This is a genomic window from Bartonella eidoli (genome assembly GCF_036576145.1).
GTDB lineage: Bacteria > Pseudomonadota > Alphaproteobacteria > Rhizobiales > Rhizobiaceae > Bartonella.
Genome location: NZ_JBAFWX010000001.1, coordinates 156,404 through 177,917 on the forward strand (window position 1 = coordinate 156,404; position 21,514 = coordinate 177,917).

Genomic DNA, 21,514 nt, shown 5'->3' on the forward strand with positions numbered 1-21,514 from the left:
ATCGTTTGTTTATACAATGTTAAGGCATTCTTTATTTAAAGACATTTAGTTTTTTACGGTAAAAAAAAGCCTTTTGTAAGAAAGCTTCTATGTACAAATCACAAAATCCACAAGCCCTATAAATATCAAAAGTCCTACAATATTATATGTAGAACTTTTAAAATCATATTTATACATTTACGTTGATAAATTTTACGTTATCGATCACTTTAGTTTAATCAAGATTATTTAGGCGCTATTACCATCATCATTTGGCGACCTTCAAGTTTTGGTTCAGATTCGATTTTAGCAACACCATTTGTATCTTCTTTAACCCGTTGAAGAAGTTTCAATCCAAGATCCTGGTGAGCCATTTCTCGACCACGAAAACGTAAAGTAATCTTCACTTTGTCGCCATTATCAATAAAACGATGAATAGCTTTCAGTTTAACCTCATAATCATGAACATCAACATTTGGACGCATCTTAATCTCTTTGACTTCGATGACTTTCTGCTTTTTTCGTGCTTCAGCAGCTTTTTTCTGAGTCTGATATTTCAGCTTACCTAAATCAATAATTTTACATACTGGTGGCTCTGCATTTGGTACAATCTCAACCAAATCAAGCCCCGCATCTGCAGCCATAGCAAGCGCTTCTTGTATTGAAACAATTCCCTGATGCTGTCCCTCGTCATTAATAAGCTGAATACAGGGAACCCGAATATCTTGATTTGAACGTGGCCCATCTTTCTGGGTAGGTGTCATCTTAAACGGTCTGCGAATGTTCATGCTCCCTAATTTCGATTCATCTATAGTGTATTTAATATATAATTATGCACAGAAAAACAACTAAAATTCGTTCTTTTTTTATTATTTGATTATTGCTTCTGCGTTTGATTTAAGTTTTTCTTTTATAAGTAAAAAATTATTTTATGGAGAACAGTATAATGGATCAAAATATTTCTAGCCATTTTTTTTCTTTTAAGAACACTGCTCTGGCAGTACGTCATCGTAAAGGCAGTCATTCTCCTGGTTTGGTTTGGTTATCTGGTTATCGTAGCGATATGTTAGGGATAAAAGCGATGATGGTTGATACGTTTGCACAAAAAAATAATTTATCCTGTTTGCGTTTTGATTACTCAGGTCATGGAGAGTCTGAGGGGGATTTTTTTCAAGGAACAATTTCACGTTGGGTTGAGGAAAGTTTAGCGGTTTTTGAATCTCATTGTGAAGGGCCACAAATTTTAATTGGTTCTTCTATGGGGGGATGGATTGCTTTAAGGCTTGCTACGATACTAGCGCAAAAAAGTAAAATGCTTGCTGGTATGGTGTTGATTGCGCCAGCTCCCGATTTTACGCAAACATTAGTGGAACCAGCATTGGGTTCGGCAGAATGGAAGATTTTAGAAGAAAAAGGATATATTGAACAACCTAAAGTGGATGATGAAGAGCCAATGTTTTATACAAAAGCATTGATTGAAGATGGACGCGATAATTGTGTTATGAAAGGATGTATTGACGTTGGGTGTCCAGCCCATATTTTACAAGGAATGGAAGATGACAAGATACCTTACCAGCATACATTGACTTTACTGGATCATTTACCTCTACATGATGTCACATTGACACTTGTTCGTGATGCAGATCATCGCTTTTCGCGTCCACAGGATTTAGACTGTCTTGAAACAGTGTTAAAATCGTTGATTAATCGAATTAATGCAAAATAAGAAGAGTAAAAATTTATTGGATAGTATAATAGTTATAGTGAAGACATGATTCATGATTATTCAGGAAAAGCACTTCGTTTTCTGTAACCATGTTATTCCTCTGCAGGTAAGAAAGAGCAAATGTGCTCGTCATTTCACATTACGCATTGATGTAGCTCATCAAAGAATTTGTGTTACAATACCTTCGTCTGCAAGTTTTTGTTCAGTTCAGGATTTTATTGAAAAGCATCGATCATGGGTTGAGCAACGTCTTGCTCGCATGAAATTTTTTCATGAAAGTTTTTATGTTAGAAAAGGTACAATAATTTCCTTATTAGGTGTTTCACATACTGTAAGACATAAAGAAGGACGTGGGATGACTGAAATCATTAAAGGCAATGCGAGACAAGGACCTGAAATTGTTGTTTATGGTTCATTAGAATATTTGCCAAGACGTGTTGCAGATTTTTTAAAAAAACAAGCTGCGCTCATTATAGCGCCATTGGTAACATATTATGCACAAAAAATAGATCGCAAAGTTAAATCGATTTATTATAAAGATACAAAAAGTCGCTGGGGGTCTTGTTCAGTAGATGGTCGAATTTCTTTTTCTTGGCGTCTTGTTATGGCGCCAAAAGAGGTTTTGGAATATGTTGTTGTACATGAAGTAGCTCATCTTATTGAGATGAATCACGGACCAAGGTTCTGGGATATTTGCGAAAAACTTTATCCCAATAGTAAAGATTATCGTTTTTGGTTAAAGAAAAATGGTCATATGCTGCATGCTATTAATTTTAATTCATATAAATTGGAAGTATAAACAATATTTGAATGAGCAGTGTTTAAGGGAGCCTTTTACTTAATATTAGCATCATTTTTTTCTTTAAATGATGAGGGGACAATCATTAAAGTTTGAATTTTTAGTATGATTGTTTCTTTCTACACAATTTATTTTATTGGATGTTTTTTGTGTTTTTACTTTATATTTTTTGTAATTCAAATTAATAACTTCTCACAATTTTTGATTCACAGATTGGAAGAGCTCTTATGTCTGTCCTTACAGATCCTATTCCGCTATTACAGGCACTTATTCGTTGCCCTTCTGTTACACCTTATGAAGCAGGTTCCTTATCAACTTTGGAACAGTTTTTAAAAAGAATGGGATTTAATATTAATCGCCTTGTTTTTTCAGATGACAATACGCAAGATGTTGAAAATCTTTATGCAAAGATGGGAAAAGAGGGCCCTCACCTTATGTTTGCTGGTCATACTGATGTTGTACCGCCAGGTGAGCTTAAAAGTTGGACCTATCCTCCTTTTAAAGCCGTGATAAATCAAGGAAAGCTATATGGCCGTGGTGCTGTTGATATGAAGGGTGCGATTGCGTGCTTTATTGCGGCGTTAGCTCGGGTTCTTGAAAAACAAGTTATTAAAGGCATGATAAGTTTTTTGATCACTGGTGATGAAGAAGGTCCTGCTATTAATGGTACGGTGAAGCTTCTAAAGTGGGCGGAACAAAAAGGCGAAAAATGGACCGCAGCTCTTGTGGGAGAACCAACAAGTGTAAAAACCGTTGGTGATGTGATTAAAATTGGTCGCCGTGGATCGATTTCTGGTATCATTACAGTTAAAGGTCTCCAGGGTCATGTTGCTTTTCCTGAGCGAGCGGCTAATCCATTACCTTTAGCAAGTAAGCTTATTCAAGCGTTAACACAAACTGCGTTGGATCAAGGAACAGATAGCTTTCAACCCAGTAATTTGGAATTAACGACAATTGATACAGGTAATCCTGCAGTGAATGTTATTCCAATGCAAACGATAATTCGTTTTAACATACGCTATAACGATCTGTGGACAAAAGAAACACTTGTTAAGGAAATTGAAGGTCGCCTTGCTGCAGTACAATCAAACAATAACTGTGATCAATTACCTTATTATCAACTTGAATGGCTACAAAGTTTGGGTAGTGTTTTTTTGACCAAGAGTGATAAACTCGTTAAAACTTTGTCAAATGCTATTGTAAGTGTGACAGGAAATATACCAGAATGTTCAACTTCAGGGGGTACTTCTGATGCACGATTTATTAAGGATTATTGCCCAGTCGTTGAATTTGGTTTACCAGGAAAGACTATGCACATGGTGGATGAGTGTGTGGCTCTTGAGGAAATGGAAAGCCTCACGTCTATTTATGAACGCTTCATTGTTGATTTTTTTGCATAGGAAAATAATTTTTGTTGGATGACAGGCAACGAGGCTTGGGAAGGTTTTAGTTTGCTAATTGGTTAATGATGTAGTCAAGAAGGATGCGTCCTGTTTGTGTTGCTTTTAAGCGTTTGTTTCCTATCATTTCTACTAGCCCTTGTTGTTGTAAAGTAATAAGTTTTTCCATTGGTAGGCTATTGGAGTTTAATTTTTCATAACGTATAATATCTAAGCCTTCAGAAAGCCGTAAGCCCATAATGAGCATTTCACTGGCTTGTTGTTTTTTCGTTAGTTGTTCTGTTTCAATACAACCATGTCCTGTAGTTTCTACCAATTCAAGCCAATGTTCAGGATATTTTTCGTTTATCGTCACAGAACGCTTGTCGTTTTCTATTTGAGATGAGGATATTGTTGAAGGAGTATGAAAATTATTCAGTGGACGTTTAATAAAGCGCCCATGCGCCCCTGGGCCAAACCCTGCATATTCATGATAACGCCAATAAAGGAGATTATGAGCCGATTCAGCGCCAGGAGTTGCATGATTTGATATCTCATAGGCAGGAAGTCCATGCATAGTGGTTATTTCTTGGGTAAGGTGGTATAGGTTTGCTGCAAGCTCTGATGCTGGAAGGGTAAGTCTTCCTGCGGCATAAAGCCGTTTAAAGGCAGTTCCCTCTTCTATAGTTAATTGATAAAGGGAAAGATGATCTGCTGCTAAATCAATGGCTTGCAAGAGTTCACATTTCCATTGTTCAAGTGTTTGCTCAGGGCGAGCGTAAATTAAATCAAAGGACAAGCGTGGAAAGATTTTCCGTGCTAATGTAATAGCATCAAGAGCTTGTTGCACATCATGAAGACGACCAAGTTTTCGCAGTGCTTTGTCATTGAGTGCTTGCACTCCTAGAGACAAACGATTGACTCCTGCTGCACGGTATCCATGAAAACGTTTTGCTTCTACACTTGATGGATTGGCTTCTAGTGTGATTTCAGCTTTATTATCGACGGTCCATTTTTTTGCAATAGCTTGCAATAAATCATAGACAGTTTGAGGTGTCATAAGGGAGGGGGTTCCTCCGCCAATAAAAATACTTGTGATACGACGTGGACCTATTTTGCTATATTGGGTTTCCATTTCGCGTTCAAAAGCTTTTACGAAACGAGGCTGATCAACTCCATTGATTCGAACATGCGAATTAAAGTCACAATAAGGACATTTGGCTGTGCAAAAAGGCCAGTGAATATAAATACCGAAAGATTCATTCATTACAATGTTAGAAGATTTTCTGCTAAAAGTTTGAAAGCACGTGCGCGATGTGAGAGGGGTGTTTTATCATTAAGTTTCCAACCATGCTTTTGTTCCATTGACATTTCTCCAAAGGTTTTTTCGTATCCATCTGGTAGAAAAACAGGATCAAGGCCAAAACCTTCATCTCCGCATGGAGGCCAAACAAATGTGCCGTCGATACTGCCACGAAAATAGTCAGCATAACCATCAGGCCATGCAATGCAGATGACTGATATAAATCGACATTTACGTTGACTCTTTGTATAGGCTTTAACTTTTTGAAGTTCATCTTCTATTTTTTGCATAGCTTTTAAAAAATTACGTGTGCCGTTAGGTTCAACAGCCCAATCAGCTGTATAAACACCTGGTGCACCGTTTAATGCATCAACTTCCATACCAGAATCATCAGATAAAGCCGGCAGTCCTGTATTTTTTGCAGCTGAAAAGGCTTTTATATAGGCATTTTCTTCAAATGTTGTTCCTGTTTCTTTTGGTTCAAGCAGACCGATCTCCTTAGAAGATTGCGTTGTTAAACCAAATGGCGCAATCAATGTAGTAATCTCCCGCAATTTTCCGGCATTATGTGTGGCGATGACAAGTTTTTTTGTTATTATGCTTCTCATGTACATTTCTCCGGGAATAAAAAGAAGGAAGCTCTTTACTATAGTAAAAGCAAGCTTAAACGGCTCCATGATATGGGGCTTTCCAAATTTTACAAGACATAATCTCACTAATATTAGATTCCGATAAAATTTTTCGCATTTTATAAGAGCTATAATGAGTAAGATATATGAAATACCTTTCTTTTTGGTAGTGGCATTCTTTGTAAAAAATATGCTATATCTTTTTGTACTGTTTTAGATTATTTGACCAGAATCAAGCACAACTTATACAAAAAAGTATTTTTCAAGTAGTGAAATAATTGCGATGAAACATAAACCTATTGATGATGAATTAAAATATCTTGATAAGCGTTCTCGTGATATTTTTCGCCATATTGTTGAAGCGTACCTTAATGATGGGGAACCTGTAGGATCACGAAATCTTTCGCGGCTTTTACAACAAACATTATCACCTGCAACAATTCGTAATGTAATGAGTGATCTTGAACATCTTGGCTTAATTTATGCTCCTCATGTATCTGCAGGACGAATGCCAACACAATCAGGTTTGCGATTTTTTGTTGATACATTTATGGAAGCAGGTGATTTACCAACAGAAGAGCGCGAAAGTATTGAAAATCAAGTCAAGGAGGCTGGTCATACAAAGTCGGTGGAACATTTCCTCGTTCAAGCTAGCCAGGTTCTTTCAGATCTTTCACGTGGGGCCGGTTTGGTATTAGCAACAAAACATGAAGGGACATTGAAGCATATTGAATTTGTACGCCTTGATGGAGAGCACGCTCTTGCAGTTTTAGTAACACAACGAGGTGAGGTTGAAAATCGTATTGTTCATTTGCCTGAAGGTGTTACTCATGCACAATTAACAGAGGCAACAAATTTTCTCAATGCGCATATTCAAGGGCGCACATTGAGTGAAGCTAAAGGAGAGATTGCACGTTTATGTTCAGAAACACGGGCTGCTCTTGATCACTTATCTCATCATCTTGTTGAAACTGGCTTGGCTCTTTGGGGAGGGGAAGATGCTAATCATAAAATACATCTTATTGTTCGTGGACGGAGTAATTTGCTTGAAGATGTAAAGGCGAAAGAAGATTTAGAGCGATTACGACATTTGTTTGATGATCTCGAAACACGTGAAAGTATGGCACAGCTCCTTGATTTAACGGATGAAGGTTCGGGGGTTCGCATTTTTATTGGGTCAGAGAATAAGTTGTTTTCGCTTTCTGGTTCTTCTTTAGTTGTGGCTCCTTATTGTGATTCACAACAAAGAGTCATTGGTGCTTTAGGGGTTATTGGGCCAACACGGCTTAATTATGCAAGAATCGTGCCTATGGTTGATTATACAGCTCAGCTTGTGTCACAGTTGTTACGTTAACACAATCAAGCAGGCAAATGTTTTTATTATAACACTCATTATGTTAAGAATGTTAAGATGCCTAAATATACCTTGATTTTTGTCTGTAAAATTTCAATATCGAGAGTAACAAATCTTATGAAGGAATGGAATTTTTATGTCTGATGAAAAAAACAAATTTACTAATGCTTCATTTGAAAATTATGATTTAAAAGATTCAGCTGATGACAATACATTTAAACAGCCTGCAGATGAACTTTTAAATATGCATGAAGCAGAATCCAATACAGATATGGATGAGAAAAAAAATGAGTTTATTGATCCTTCGGTTGCTTTGCAAGATGAAAATAGAGAATTGAAAGATCAACTTTTGCGTCTTGCTGCAGATATGGAGAATCTCCGGCGTCGTACTGCACGCGATGTAGCTGATGCAAAGGCTTATTCTATCGCTAATTTTGCACGTGATATGTTATCTGTTTCTGATAATCTTAACCGCGCTTTGGAAGCTATTCCAGAAGGTGAGCGGGAGAATGATGTTGGTTTGAAAACATTAGCTGAAGGTGTTGAAATGACTGAGCGTGCAATGATGGCAGCATTAGAACGTCATGGGGTAAAAAAAATTAATCCAGAGGGACAAAAGTTTGATCCTCACTTTCATCAAGCAATGTTTGAAATTCCTAATGCTAATGTTCCGGATAACACCGTTCAGCAGGTTGTTCAAGCAGGCTATATTATTGGTGAGCGCGTATTACGTCCAGCGGTGGTTGGTGTCGCTAAAGGGGGAGCGAAAGAAACTTCTGTTGAGTCCGATCCAACATAGAGTATACTACACTACCCCTTTATGCTTTAGCATAAGATTATGATATTACTCACCTTTCATTTTTGAAGTGCTTTGTTGCAAAAAAATTTAAAGGGTGTTCTTACGCCCTTTTATGCTTGAAGTTTCCAACTTCCTTTTACAATATAGGGATCATCACTCATAGGAGAGGGAGATAACAATAAAACAAAATGATGAATCCAAAAAGGAGCAATAGAAAAATCTTCTCGAGCAGATAAGTAAGAAGAAAGATCTTCAGATTTAATATCGAGTAATCGTGCAATAGTAATATGCGGAGAAAATTGCCTTACATCAGGAGGTAATTTTAAGCGATTTCGTATGCATTGCATCTGTTTGTGTAAGAGGTCTAGAGTTTCACAAGAATTAATACGAACAACAAGGGAATGGGGGGTATTATCTTCTTGAGAAAATACTTTAAAGCCATTTGTGCGTAACTCAAAAGGGGGGAGCTCTATTGTATTAAAGGCACAGATAAGCTCATTTTCTACAGAGCTATCGACCTCACCGAAAAAAGACAAAGTAATGTGAAAATTTTCTGGATTAATCCACTGCGCTTTTGTTAGGCCATTTTGTAATGATATGAGAGATTCTGTTGTTTCTTTAGGAATTTGAACAGCACTAAACAGACGTAACATGATATTTCCTTATAGCTAAAAAGTTCTTCTGTGAGCATAAAAGCACTGTACCGTAGCCGGGTAAAAGTTACATTTATGGTTTCTAATTATAAACATAAGGCTTATTTCTCTTTTTTAAAAAAGCTCTTGCAATTCCGATTATGAGGTGGTCATTTTATTTACTAAAAGAATTGAAAGTATTTTAGTTCGTTAAAAGCCGTACATTCTCCTTCTATCAATATCAGACTATGAACATTAGGTTTGGTGAGATAGTGATTAGCAAATAATCGCATTTATTAGATATGATTGAAATAAATATCACCATTGCATAAACGCTATAACAGACGATACGGGTTTTGATCATTTTAGTACTAGGATATGAAACACTTGTTTTGTTAAGAGAAAAGGGAAAGGTTCAATTAGATAATTATAAAAAGTTTGTTATCTTATTTTATAAGGACAATGATAATGTTTAAAATTCATTATTTATTGAGCTGCTCATAAATGCATTGAAAATTTAGTTAGAACATTATTATCAGGTGAAGTTAGCAATGAACTTTTTATAATTGATAGTCGTGATGGTTTTTTCATCATTTCAATAATGACGCCTAAATTATACAAATTGTATAGAAGAATGTGTATGCAAATTTATCTATCCTAAATATTAAGATGACAGCTTATATATATTAAGGAGCGTTTTTATTTTAATTATAAGATCATAGTTATGTTATCATACATTAATATGTTTTGTTTCTTCTATTCTCAGTATTTTAGATAATGAAATACTAGGGTATTTGCGAATAAAATCAGTTTTGCGAGCATGGGGATACGCACATCTGAGGATCATTTTGATTTGTTTTTCATTTGTAAAATAACTAATTAATTTGCATAGCAATTATTAAATCATCAATTTATATGACCGTATCATGATTTGTGTTTGTGGAGGAAATAGTGTCTTATAATTTTAGTGTTGATCTAGGTTATTATTAGGATAAATGTGTGTTTTGAAAATTCTTTTATGTTTAATAATATGTTTTACAGCATGTAAAAAAGTTAATAATCAATCCATTTGGTATGCTACAAAAGTGAGTCCAATCGTTTTATAAAAACTCCCATTAGAGAGAACCTAATCATATATCAGGATAGGATTTATAATTCTATAAAGCTTTATTGCATTTCCAAGAAAAATTCTCAAAAACAGACAGATTTATGAGGTGTTTTCTATATCTTGATGATATTAACATAAAGACTTGGATATTTTACAAAAGATATATTCATAAATTAAAAAGTCTGATTTGTACAAAAATTTTCATATACAGAATAGAAAATAACAATGTAATCTATAACTGCTTATTTATAAGCTTTACCGTATAATCTGGTGCCATAAATATTCATGACATAAAGTTTCTATTTTTCTGTAGAAAATATTACATCATCATTTATAAATTTTTCATACTCTGATTATTTAGTATGATTGAGTAAAAAAGAGGCGGAATAAAACTTATCTTAATCTATTAAAGAGTTTGAATTAATAGAATTTTTAAAAAATAAGAGGAATTTCTTTTATTATAACTTTCCATTTTTATTGTTATGCTTTGAGATAGATAATTATTTTTTTAAGGGAAGAACAATAATAAATCGTGCGCCAGTTTTACTATTTTCAGCTGTAGGATCAACGATATTTTCAGCTGTAATTGTTCCGTTATGGGCTTCGATGATTTGTCGACTAATAGAAAGTCCGAGTCCTGAATTTTGTCCAAATGCATTTTCTTTTGGTCGATCAGTATAAAAGCGTTCAAAAATACACTCAATATTTTCTGAACGAATGCCAGGTCCATTATCTTCAATCGTTAAAATAAGATTTGATGCGTCACTTTTCATAGTTATACAAATTCGACCGTTATCATGGGGGACAAAAGAACGTGCATTTTCAATAAGATTGGAAACGACTTGGCCTAAACGGAGTTCATGTCCTAATACGAGATAGGCTTTGCCATAAGGGCGCGGAGTAATATGAAGTTTGATATCAATTGTTTGTTGGTTACGATATACTTCATTAATAGCATGTACGAGATTTTCTAAAAGCTTTGCTATATCTACAACTTGTGCGGTTTCACGAGCAAGTTCTGCATCTAACCGCGATGCATCAGAAATGTCGGTAATCAAACGGTTAAGACGTTGTATGTCATGTTGAATAATTCCAAACAATTGCGACTGTTCTTTTTCATTCTTAACCAGGGGAAGCGTTTCAACAGCGCTGCAAAGTGAAGTGAGAGGATTTTTTAATTCATGACTTACATCTGCAGCAAAGCGTTCAATAGCTTCAATGCGCATATAAAGGGCATTGGTCATGTCACGAATGGATGTTGAAAGATGACCAATTTCATCTTCACGTTCGGAAAAATCAGGGATTTCCACGCGTTTATTGTTTCCATGGCGTACGCGATTAGCAGCTGCAGATAATTTGCTCAATGGATGAGCAATTGTGTTAGCTAAAAACAAGGAAAGTACTAAGAGCACACTACTGACGATTGCAAAAACTTTAAAAATAGCTAGTCTTTCGTTTTTTACAATATTATCAATGTCTGAACCAGTTGTTGAAAGAAGGAGGGCACCTACCACTGCCCTGTAACGTTGAACAGGTACAGCAACAGAAACTATTAATTGACCTTGTCTGTTTCGTCTTTTTGCAGTAGAAATAGATCCATTTAATGCTCGATAAACTTCTGGATAAGCAATGTCGGTAGTTTTTGTTTGCTTTTTATCAAGAGTGATACCGCTACCATAGAGTATATTTGAAAACCATGAATGGAGGCGTGTCCATAGATTTTCTTCAGTTTTAATGGGTGGTAAATCATAGCTAAAAACTTCTCCACTAGAGTAGAGAACGCGCGAATCAAGAAGCAAAGTAGCATCACGGTCATAGATGCGTGCTCTTGTTATTTTTGGTGTAATAAGGCGCCGTAAAAGCGGAGCAACCCTTTCAGGGTTAATAGGAAAATCCCAAGAGTCGGTTGATTGAGGTGTCGGCGTAATGCTTTCTCCAACCTGTAGTTCTAAAAGCTTTTGGGGATCGATAAAAATAGAGTTTGTGTCTATCGTTGCAGAAGCGGCAATGGCTCCAGCAATAATTTTTCCTTGAGTACATAAACTTCCAATTTTAGCATCAATTAAGCCGTCACGAAATTGATTAAGATATAAAATACCTGTTACCAAAATGCCAAGAGCAGCAAGGTTTAAAATGACAATGCGGCGTGTAAGACTAGAAAAAAACAATTGTTTAAGTGGACGCTGTATTCGAAAATACAAATGAGCAAGTGCAGAAAATTGCATTGAAAGGATATTTTTTTTTTCTTTTGGAGGAAAAGTTTCCAATTGAGTATTTTTTGTCATCGATTTGATTGCCATTCAAATTTTTGCGACAAAACAACTTCAAACCTCGTGAAAACGATAACCCACACCATAAAGCGTTTCAATCATTGCAAAATCATCATCCACTTGCTTAAATTTTTTACGTAGACGTTTAATGTGGCTATCAATGGTGCGATCATCCACATATACTTGATCGCTATAAGCAGCATCCATTAAAGCATCACGACTTTTTACTACTCCTGGTCTTTGTGCTAAAGTTTGAAGAATCAGAAATTCTGTCACGGTCAAAATAACAGGTTTATCTTTCCATGTACAGGTATGGCGTTCTTGATCCATAACAAGATCTCCACGTTTAAGGGAAGAGGCGGGTGAAGATCCTGTTGCAAGAGGTTGATTACGAGCATTTGAACGGCGCAAAATAGCCTTTACTCGTTCAATGAGAAGACGTTGAGAAAAAGGCTTTGTGATAAAATCATCCGCTCCCATTTTGAGACCAAACAACTCATCAATTTCATCATCCTTAGAGGTAAGAAATATAACTGGAATATCAGATTTTTGACGAAGCCGGCGTAAAAGTTCCATTCCATCCATTCTGGGCATTTTAATATCAAAAATAGCCAAGTGTGGGGGATGCAACGTTAAACCCTTGAGTGCAGATGCTCCATCCGTATAGCTTTCAACTCGATAGCCTTCTGTTTCAAGTGCAAAAGATAAAGATGTTAAAATATTGCGGTCATCATCAACAAGTACAATCGTTTGGATGATTGTTGGAGTATCCTTCATAGCTTCTTAGACCTTTCTATTGCCGTGGCAGTAAATCGCCCACGCTATTTATATGGGAGTTCGCATTTTTTTTGCAAAACAAATATGTTACAAATTGTAGCAGACTAAAAAACCTTTCAGCTTCACGGTAAAAACTTTTTTCTCTTTATAATCCTATAACGCTTTTGCTCGTATTAAGATCCCTTCTACTCAACAGAACTTTCATTAAAGTGTTTTTTATCAAAGTTTTCTGCTGTTTATGTTTAAGAAATAAACAAATTTATTTTTTATTATTGAAGTTTAGGAGCCTCACCTATTTTATTATTTAAGAGTGAAAAATAATGTGGTGATATATGGATATAAGTAGTGATATTTGAAGACAAAGCATGTCATTATTGTATAAAATGATGTTATAATGGGGTTTCTAATTTGTTAAAATATTTTGAGAAAAGCTTAATATTTTAAATTCTGAATCAGAAAAAATTTGAAAATTATATTAGATAATTTTACAGTTTAATATAAAAAATGGGTATTTAAGTCAAAAGTGATAAAGTGATTTTAAAAGTATCCTTTTTTTGATATTATCCAATGAACAATTATTGATGCTTATAATTATGTGTGAAATCGATGACAGTTTTTTGCTTTTATAGTCTATATTTTGATGATAATCTTTAGAAAGTTGCTAAAAAATTACAAAAAATAGAAAGATAATAAAAATACTTTACTCTTGAATTTAGTAAGCTAATCTTTAAGCTATCCTATAAATTAATCGCGCATATTTTTAAAATTGTTTAACTGAGGAAATGAAACTTCATTATATGTTTTTGTAATATTAAAAAATAAGAAGCTTGAAAATTTTTCCATGCTTCTTATTTCGTTAACATATCAGTTTTTAGGAATGGTGAAAGAATTTATTGTGAAGTAAGTGTTTTTGAAGATGATGTTGCTCCTATAGCGTTTACATGAAAGTCAACGTCAATTGTACCAGCTTTTTCAAATGTTAGTTTTGCACTGATTTTTTCACCTTGTTTGAATGGCTGTGAAAGTCCCATGAACATAATGTGATTACCACCAGGCTTTAGTGTAATCTCACCATTGCCGGGGATTTCTATGCCATTATGCATTTTTTCCATTTTCATAATATCGTTAACAACGATCATCGAGTGAATTTCTGCTGTTTGCACTTTGTCTGATGAGACAGAAATTAAACGATCCGGGGTGCTGCTATGATTAATGATATAGAGATAACCGCTAGCAACTTTTACGCCTTTTGGTGTTTCTCGTGTCCAAGGGTTAATAACTTCTATATCACCAAGATGGTACTTTTGAGCAGTTGCAGGTATCGCTATACAAGAAAAGACAAGAGCTCCTATAATATTTATAATAATCTTTTTGAATGAATATTGTACATCATTAGAATCCTTCAGCATAAGATTTGTTATGCTTTCGGTGATAAGTGTTATCATCGTTTACCCTCCTGTATTAAATTTACTTTATACAACGCTTCTCATTTATTTTAGTATTTTTAGCAAAATTTTTGTCCAAAATAAAAGAGAGAATTTTTTTTGTTGTAATTTGAAGATAATGATGCACAGATACAATATCTGTTGATTTTTGGAAAGTATGCACGACCTGAGTAAGGTTTATAATAATAGTGCGTTTAAAAGGAAGGTCCCTTTTATATGAGAAGTTTATTCTTCCATATTTGTAGAGATTTAAAATTTCAATAAGTTTTTTTAAAAGTTAGGCTGAATATTATAAGTTAATAAAAAAACGGAATCTATTGATCATATAGATTTATTATGGTCAATTGATATTTAACTAAAAAAAGGACTTGTAGTACTCATGTTGTAAATTTGTCTTGCTTAAATGATATGTCATAAGGACTTTGTGTAAGTGTCTATGAAATCTGTAATACTAATTCTTCTGTTATTATGGGTTATAAGGAGACAAAGAAGATGCTGGGTAATTATCTTTATTTTTCAATTCTTAGAGATTTTTATATTATGAAGACTGAAGGAAGTTTGTGTTTAAGTATAAAGAAAAATTTTATTTTGGAAATGTTTCTTGATTATTCTCTTGTAGGGATAAAGGGTTGTTCTTATATACCAAGCAACGGGGCTTGTTATAATTTTTAGTTTATTTGTGTAATTTTGAATTAGATGCAGGCTTTGAGTGTTATAAGGAGCTGTTTTAGAAAGATGCTTGATAAAGGTTGAGACAGCTTGCTGAATGGAGATTATGATATGGCAAAAGTAATTGGTATTGATTTGGGGACAACTAACTCTTGTGTCGCTGTTATGGATGGTAAAAATGCAAAGGTCATCGAAAATTCAGAGGGAGCACGGACGACACCTTCCGTTGTTGCCTTTACTGATGGGGGTGAGCGGCTTGTTGGACAGCCTGCTAAACGCCAAGCAGTAACAAACCCTGAAGGAACAGTTTTTGCGGTTAAACGTTTAATTGGGCGTCGGTTTGATGATCCCACGGTTGAAAAAGATAAGGCGCTTGTTCCTTACAAGATTGTTAAAGGTGATAATGGTGATGCATGGGTTGAAGAAGCTGGCAAGAAATATTCTCCATCGCAAATTTCAGCTATGATTTTGCAAAAAATGAAAGAAACTGCAGAATCTTATCTTGGTGAAAAGGTTGAGCAAGCGGTTATTACTGTTCCCGCGTATTTTAATGATGCACAACGTCAGGCCACAAAAGATGCTGGTAAGATCGCTGGGCTTGAGGTTTTGCGGATTATAAATGAGCCGACAGCGGCTGCTTTAGCTTATGGTCTAGACAAAAAAGACGGGAAAACTATCGCGGTTTATGATCTTGGTGGTGGTACATTTGATATCTCTGTTCTTGAAATTGGAGATGGTGTTTTTGAAGTTAAGTCGACCAATGGAGATACTTTTTTAGGCGGTGAAGATTTTGATATGCGCTTGGTTGGTTACTTTGCGGATGAATTCAAGAAAGAGCAAGGGATTGATCTGAAAAATGATAAACTGGCATTGCAGCGTTTAAAAGAAGCTGCAGAAAAAGCAAAGATTGAGTTATCCTCTTCCCAACAAACAGAAATCAATTTACCGTTTATTACAGCGGATCAATCTGGCCCTAAGCATTTAACCATGAAGTTAACGCGGGCAAAGTTTGAGTCTTTAGTTGATGATTTAGTGCAGCGTACTATCGAGCCTTGTAAAGCTGCATTAAAAGATGCAGGGTTGAGTGCTGGTGAAATTGATGAAGTTGTTTTAGTGGGTGGTATGACTCGTATGCCCAAAATTCAAGAAATGGTGCAAAGCTTTTTCGGTAAAGACCCACATAAAGGTGTCAATCCTGATGAAGTTGTAGCTATGGGAGCTGCTATCCAAGGGGGTGTATTGCAGGGTGATGTAAAAGATGTTTTACTTTTGGATGTAACACCTTTGTCTTTAGGTATTGAAACGCTAGGTGGGGTTTTTACGCGTTTAATTGAGCGCAACACCACCATTCCAACTAAAAAGTCACAAGTTTTTTCAACGGCGGATGATAATCAGAGTGCTGTAACTATACGTGTTTTCCAAGGTGAACGCGAAATGGCCAACGATAATAAGTTATTAGGTCAATTTGATCTTGTTGGTATTCCGCCTGCACCCCGTGGTGTGCCTCAGATTGAGGTGACTTTTGATATTGATGCAAATGGTATTGTTAATGTTTCAGCCAAGGATAAAGGAACTGGTAAAGAGCATCAAATACGTATTCAGGCATCAGGTGGCTTGAGTGATACTGATATCGAAAAAATGGTTAAAGATGCAGAAGAGCATGCAGCTGAAGACAAGAAGCGCCGTGAAGGTGTTGAAGCTAGAAATCAGGCGGAAGCTCTCGTTCATTCAACTGAAAAGTCACTGGCTGAATATGGCGATAAGGTATCAGCTGAGGATAAAGGTCAGATTGAAACAGCAATAACTGACTTAAAGGCTGCACTTGATGGTACTGATACTGAAGAGGTAACAGCAAAGATGCAAAAATTAGCGGAAGTAAGTATGAAACTTGGACAGGCTATGTACGAAGCTTCACAAGCAGCAGAGAACACTGAAACAGATACAAAGAATGATGATGTTGTTGATGCTGATTTTGAAGAAGTTAATGATAAGAAAAAATAGTATAAGTAAATGTAAAAATAGTGTAAGTAAATGTATTGATTAAATCGATAAACCCCGCCTTTGAAATATAAGGCAGGGCTTTATTGTTTAAGATGAATTATAACTCTATTGCTATGAGCATAAATTGGAAATAAATATTATTATCCTAAGATGGATGAAAAAAAAATTATCAGGAATACATGATGAAGGTTGATTATTATGAAATTCTTGGTGTAACCCGCGAATGTGACGATAAAAAGCTAAAATCTGCTTTTCGTAAGTTAGCGATGCAATATCACCCTGATCGCAATGCAGGGGATAAGGAAGCAGAGCGAAAATTCAAAGAAATTGGTGAAGCCTATGAAGTTCTCAAGGATCCCCAAAAGCGAGCTGCTTATGACCGTTTTGGTCATGCGGCTTTTGAAAATAGTGGCCGAAATGGAGCAAATCCTTTTGGAGGTTTTGCTGCTGGCGGCGGGTTTACCGACATTTTTGAAGATTTTTTTGGCGAAATTATGGGGGGTGGACACCGTAAACGCAGTGATAGTCGTGAGCGTGGTGCAGATCTAAGTTTTAATATGGAAGTGACTTTGGAAGAAGCCTTTTCAGGAAAGACTGCACAAATTAATATTCCCAGTTCTGTTACTTGTGATACTTGTGAAGGATCAGGTACGAAAAAGGGATCTAAGCCACAAGTTTGCGGGACTTGCCATGGGTCTGGCCGTATACGTGCTGCGCAGGGCTTCTTTTCCATTGAACGGACATGTCCTGTATGTCATGGGCGTGGTGAGGTCATTACCGATCCATGTTTAAAATGCCATGGAACAAGACGGGTAGAAAAAAATCGTTCGTTAAGTGTAAATATTCCAGCTGGAATCGAAGATGGGACACGTATTCGTCTTTCTGGTGAGGGTGATGCTGGTATTCGTGGTGGTCCTAATGGCGATCTTTATATTTTTCTGTCTATTAAACCGCATGAATTTTTTCAGAGAGAGGGAGCAGATATTCATTGTCGCGTTCCTATTTCGATGATTACAGCTGCTTTAGGGGGTGAATTTGAGGTCTCTGATCTTAATGGTGTGAAAGCACGTGTTAAGGTACCAGAAGGTACACAAAATGGGCGTCAATTCCGTCTTAAAGGAAAAGGGATGCCTATGTTGCGTCAACAGGCAAGAGGCGATCTCTATATTCATATTACTATTGAAACACCGCAAAAATTAACGAAAGAGCAGCGAGAGTTGTTACAAGAATTTGAAAAGCTTTCAAATCATGAAAATCTGCCGCAATCGCACGGTTTTTTTTCACGCATGAAAGAGTTTTTTGAGAATATTTCAGGTCAAAATTAGTAATGAATGTAAAGAATATTATGCTTCACACATATTTTTAGATTTTGAAACATAAAAATACTCTACTTAAAATAGAGACACTATCACTCATTCTAGCTTAATGTTAGATAAGCTATATTAAATATGTCCTGTTGCCCTCTAGACCATATAGACAGTTTTTACTTCATGTCTACATTTGAATAAAAGAGTTTCTGTGCAACAGGACAACAATTACCGTAATATTAAATATAATTGCACTTTATCAATTCAATATTTTTGTGCCTTTAGTAAGATAGAAATTCTCTTACTTTGAATTTTGTAGTTAGTTTATTATAGAGTTTTAATGATAACGTAGCTTTTTAGAATCTACAATTTTAGCTATTTCTAATATAAAGGTTTATTCCTAAATTTTTTATCATTGAAAGAAAGGGAGTGCTTTTATAAGAGATGTTGGTATTTTTTTTGATTGAATGAAAATTAAAAAATGGTGAAACCAATTATAATAAGTTTCTTATGAGCGAAAGTTGCGGGCTTATTTTTTGTTTAATGAACTCATCAATTACCATATAATCTATTAGTATCGATTTTTGTAAAAAGCTGGTTCGTTGTTTTGTGGTATTTTAATTTTTTAAAATAAACGTTATCTAAACATATTATTCGATAATCTTTGTTCTCATCTCTAAAAATTGTCCCATGCAAACTAAGGAATTTGTCAGGTTTATCTCTTAAATATCTATATGTATCGTGTTCTCTTTTGATGAGAAGTGTCTGCTTAGTTAATTTTTTGGTTTTATTCATTATTGCTTTAATTTCACTTATATTTTGAGATGGTTTTTCAAAATCATCTAGAGATGAATATTCTTATTTTGTTGTAATTTAAGGTAAATTTGACGATTTTTAATGGAATGGTTAGAGTACAGCTTATTTTAAATCTATTTTCATTTTTCCTAAACTTCATTAAGAGATTGTGAAAAGTGATGAGGAGACTCTTTTTATGGATGATATTGGGAAAACCACAGTAGATGATTTTGAAAAGCAAGCAGCGTTTTTATCATCTGCTTTACCTTATATGCAAAAATATGAAAATGAAACGGTTGTGGTGAAATATGGCGGTCATGCTATGGGTGATCCTGATTTAGGGCGGGCATTTGCGTGCGATATTGCTTTGTTAAAGCAATCAGGCATTAATCCTGTCGTAGTTCACGGTGGTGGTCCTCAAATTGCTGAGATTTTAATGAAAATGGGGATTGAATCACGGTTTGAAAATGGCTTGCGTGTGACTGATAAACGGATTGTTGAAGTAGTTGAAATGGTTTTGGCAGGATCTATCAACAAGGAGATTGTTTCTCTTATCAACGCTGAAGGTGAATGGGCGATAGGGCTGTGTGGTAAGGATGGCAATATGGTCTTTGCTGAAAAAGCTTATAAAACTGTAATTGATCCTGATTCAAATATTGAACGTGTTTTAGATTTGGGATTTGTTGGTGAGCCTGTTGATGTTGATCGAACATTGCTAGATCTTTTAGCTTGTTCTGAGATGATTCCAGTTCTTGCTCCTGTTGCTCCAGGACGCGATGGAAAAACCTATAATATTAATGCTGACATTTTTGCTGGAGCTATTGCTGGTGCTTTAGAAGCAAAGCGTCTTTTGTTTCTGACTGATGTGCCTGGAGTTTTGGATGAGAAGGGTAAAGTTTTAAAAGAATTGACGATTTCTGAAGCTAAAAAACTTATTAAGGATGGGATAATTTCAGGGGGTATGATTCCAAAGGTTGAGACATGTATTAATGCTTTGCAAAATGGTGTAGAAGGTGTGGTTATTTTGAATGGGAAAACTCCCCATTCTGTTTTACTTGAATTATTTACCGAACAAGGGGCTGGAACGCTTATTGTTTCTTAAAATATGTAAGATAAATCGGAGGATAAAATTTATGGCTGTAATAAAACGGTTTAAATGCCCTTCATTCAGTCAACAAGAGATGGTGCTGTTTTTTGCAACTGTACTTTGGGGAATTACGTTTTTAGTTACTCATGTAGCGGTACGTTATAGTGGTCCTCTTTTTTTTGTAGGGTTTCGTTTTATTGTTGCCGCATTGATGTGTAAGGTAGTTTTTAGGCGTTCTATGAAGGGTACAACCGTTTATGAAATTTTTTCTGGTATGGCTATTGGTCTTGCAATGTTTCTTGGTTATGCTTTTCAGGCATCTGGGCTTCAGACCGTTATCAGTAGTCAAGCAGCCTTTATTACGGCGCTTTATGTGCCTATGGTTCCAATATTGCAGTGGATTATTTTTCAAAAGTCTCCTCGTTTAACAAGTTGGGTTGGCATTATTTTTGCTTTTGTTGGACTTATGTTTGTTTCAGGACAAGGGCTAAAGGGGATTAATTTCTCAAAGGGTGAAATTCTTACTTTGTTGGGTGCTTGTGCAGTTGCTGGAGAGGTTATTCTTATTGGTTTTTTTGCTAATAAAGTGAATAGCCATCGTATTACAATTATACAGTTGTTTTTTGCTAGTCTTTTTTCATTTTCTTGTATGCCTTTGGTGGGAGAAAGCATTCCTGAATTTTCATGGGTGTGGTTAAGTGTTGGCGTGGGATTGGCGTTTATGAGTGCGGTAATTCAATTAGCTATGAACTGGGCACAAAAGTCTGTTTCTCCCACGCGTGCAACACTGATTTATGCGGGTGAGCCTGTATGGGCTGGTATTGTTGGGCGTTTTGCTGGTGAACATTTATCTTCTTTAGATTTATTAGGAGCATTTTTGATTTTGATTGGGACTATTGTGGCGGAATTACAACCTTCACGATGGCGAAAAAAAGATAGAGTTGTTGAAAAAGTTAATTAGTTTACTTTTTTTTAACAGAAATTTACATGATGATTTTTTTCAATGCAAAGTACCTATTTAGTTTTTAAGATGATATGCAGCAAAAAAATTGAAAAGCAAGGTAGATATCCTTGGATATACAATTTTTAAAGAAGGTCTATTGTATATTTTCTCATTATTTAAAAAAGAGAAGAGCTTTTTCAAAGTTTTGATTAATGGGATGGATTTTTTGTGAGTTTTCTTAATTAAGTGAGCTGTATAAATAAGAAAGCACTTTAGACAGAGTTTAACATACGGTACATTATATACAGATTCTTGGTAATTTACAAATATTTATAATAAGGTAATAATAATAAGTTGATATAATAAAAAGTATTTTTGCTGTTTAAACAGCACTTTTTATAATTATTGAACCAATTTAAGGACTACTTTTTTTAAGTAAGGGGAGTATTTTTAAAAAGCTCTCTTTTTCTTTATCTCAAAAGGCACAATTGGTCTTTGCGTTTTGTTTTATT

At 35.3% G+C, this 21,514-nt stretch carries 16 protein-coding genes; 9 read left to right on the forward strand and 7 right to left on the reverse strand.

The window, feature by feature from the left end:
- Positions 1-224: 224 nt before the first annotated feature.
- Positions 225-743, reverse strand: a complete 519-nt coding sequence (infC, locus tag V5N68_RS00650) for a translation initiation factor IF-3 (protein ID WP_332065423.1) — start codon at positions 741-743, stop codon at positions 225-227.
- 182 nt (positions 744-925) lie between these two features.
- On the opposite strand from infC, the gene V5N68_RS00655 reads away from it, so the two are divergent.
- The 3 genes from V5N68_RS00655 (at position 926) to dapE (ending at position 3,904) form a co-directional block, all read left to right on the forward strand.
- The gene (locus V5N68_RS00655) at positions 926-1,705 is read left to right on the forward strand and encodes an alpha/beta hydrolase (RefSeq protein ID WP_332065268.1); all 780 of its coding nucleotides are present in this window, start codon (positions 926-928) and stop codon (positions 1,703-1,705) included.
- Between the two features lie 52 nt (positions 1,706-1,757).
- Positions 1,758-2,504 (forward strand): M48 family metallopeptidase, encoded by a 747-nt coding sequence (locus V5N68_RS00660; RefSeq protein ID WP_332065269.1) that lies wholly within the window; start codon positions 1,758-1,760, stop codon positions 2,502-2,504.
- A gap of 227 nt (positions 2,505-2,731) precedes the next feature.
- Positions 2,732-3,904 carry a succinyl-diaminopimelate desuccinylase gene (gene dapE / locus V5N68_RS00665; RefSeq protein ID WP_332065270.1) on the forward strand — a complete coding sequence of 391 codons (1,173 nt, stop codon included), beginning with the start codon at positions 2,732-2,734 and terminating at the stop codon, positions 3,902-3,904.
- A 46-nt stretch (positions 3,905-3,950) separates the two neighbouring features.
- On the opposite strand, the gene hemW is transcribed toward dapE, so the two are convergent.
- Together hemW and V5N68_RS00675 are read right to left on the reverse strand one after the other, a co-directional pair.
- Entirely contained in the window at positions 3,951-5,150 is a 1,200-nt protein-coding gene (gene hemW / locus V5N68_RS00670; RefSeq protein ID WP_332065271.1) for a radical SAM family heme chaperone HemW, read from the reverse strand.
- On the reverse strand, positions 5,150-5,794 hold the full coding sequence (locus tag V5N68_RS00675; protein WP_332065272.1) for a non-canonical purine NTP pyrophosphatase: 645 nt from the start codon (positions 5,792-5,794) through the stop codon (positions 5,150-5,152). The genes hemW and V5N68_RS00675 overlap by 1 nt, the downstream gene beginning before the upstream one ends.
- Before the next feature lie 304 nt (positions 5,795-6,098).
- Here V5N68_RS00675 and hrcA point away from each other — a divergent pair, with 304 nt between their 5' ends.
- Both hrcA and grpE read left to right on the forward strand, forming a co-directional pair.
- Positions 6,099-7,169, forward strand: coding sequence for a heat-inducible transcriptional repressor HrcA (gene hrcA, locus V5N68_RS00680; RefSeq protein WP_332065273.1), 1,071 nt, complete (start codon positions 6,099-6,101; stop codon positions 7,167-7,169).
- 136 nt (positions 7,170-7,305) lie between these two features.
- Positions 7,306-7,968 (forward strand): nucleotide exchange factor GrpE, encoded by a 663-nt coding sequence (gene grpE, locus V5N68_RS00685; RefSeq protein ID WP_332065274.1) that lies wholly within the window; start codon positions 7,306-7,308, stop codon positions 7,966-7,968.
- 110 nt (positions 7,969-8,078) lie between these two features.
- Here the strand turns inward: grpE and thpR are convergent, their stop codons facing one another.
- The 4 genes from thpR to V5N68_RS00705 form a co-directional block, all read right to left on the reverse strand.
- Positions 8,079-8,621, reverse strand: a complete 543-nt coding sequence (gene thpR, locus V5N68_RS00690; protein WP_332065275.1) for an RNA 2',3'-cyclic phosphodiesterase — start codon at positions 8,619-8,621, stop codon at positions 8,079-8,081.
- A 1,587-nt stretch (positions 8,622-10,208) separates the two neighbouring features.
- A complete protein-coding gene (locus V5N68_RS00695; RefSeq protein WP_332065276.1) occupies positions 10,209-11,993 on the reverse strand; it encodes a sensor histidine kinase in 1,785 nt (594 codons plus the stop codon).
- A gap of 39 nt (positions 11,994-12,032) precedes the next feature.
- Complete coding sequence (locus V5N68_RS00700; protein ID WP_332065277.1) at positions 12,033-12,755, reverse strand: response regulator transcription factor; 723 nt, start codon at positions 12,753-12,755, stop codon at positions 12,033-12,035.
- Positions 12,756-13,645: 890 nt separating this feature from the next.
- On the reverse strand, positions 13,646-14,200 hold the full coding sequence (locus V5N68_RS00705) for a copper chaperone PCu(A)C (protein WP_332065278.1): 555 nt from the start codon (positions 14,198-14,200) through the stop codon (positions 13,646-13,648).
- 780 nt (positions 14,201-14,980) lie between these two features.
- Here V5N68_RS00705 and dnaK point away from each other — a divergent pair.
- From dnaK to V5N68_RS00725, 4 genes are all read left to right on the forward strand, one after another.
- Positions 14,981-16,870, forward strand: coding sequence for a molecular chaperone DnaK (gene dnaK / locus V5N68_RS00710; RefSeq protein ID WP_332065279.1), 1,890 nt, complete (start codon positions 14,981-14,983; stop codon positions 16,868-16,870).
- A 182-nt stretch (positions 16,871-17,052) separates the two neighbouring features.
- Entirely contained in the window at positions 17,053-18,195 is a 1,143-nt protein-coding gene (gene dnaJ / locus V5N68_RS00715) for a molecular chaperone DnaJ (RefSeq protein WP_332065424.1), read from the forward strand.
- 973 nt (positions 18,196-19,168) lie between these two features.
- Complete coding sequence (argB, locus tag V5N68_RS00720) at positions 19,169-20,074, forward strand: acetylglutamate kinase (protein WP_332065280.1); 906 nt, start codon at positions 19,169-19,171, stop codon at positions 20,072-20,074.
- Positions 20,075-20,105: 31 nt separating this feature from the next.
- Positions 20,106-21,020 carry a DMT family transporter gene (locus V5N68_RS00725; protein ID WP_332065281.1) on the forward strand — a complete coding sequence of 305 codons (915 nt, stop codon included), beginning with the start codon at positions 20,106-20,108 and terminating at the stop codon, positions 21,018-21,020.
- Positions 21,021-21,514: the final 494 nt, after the last annotated feature.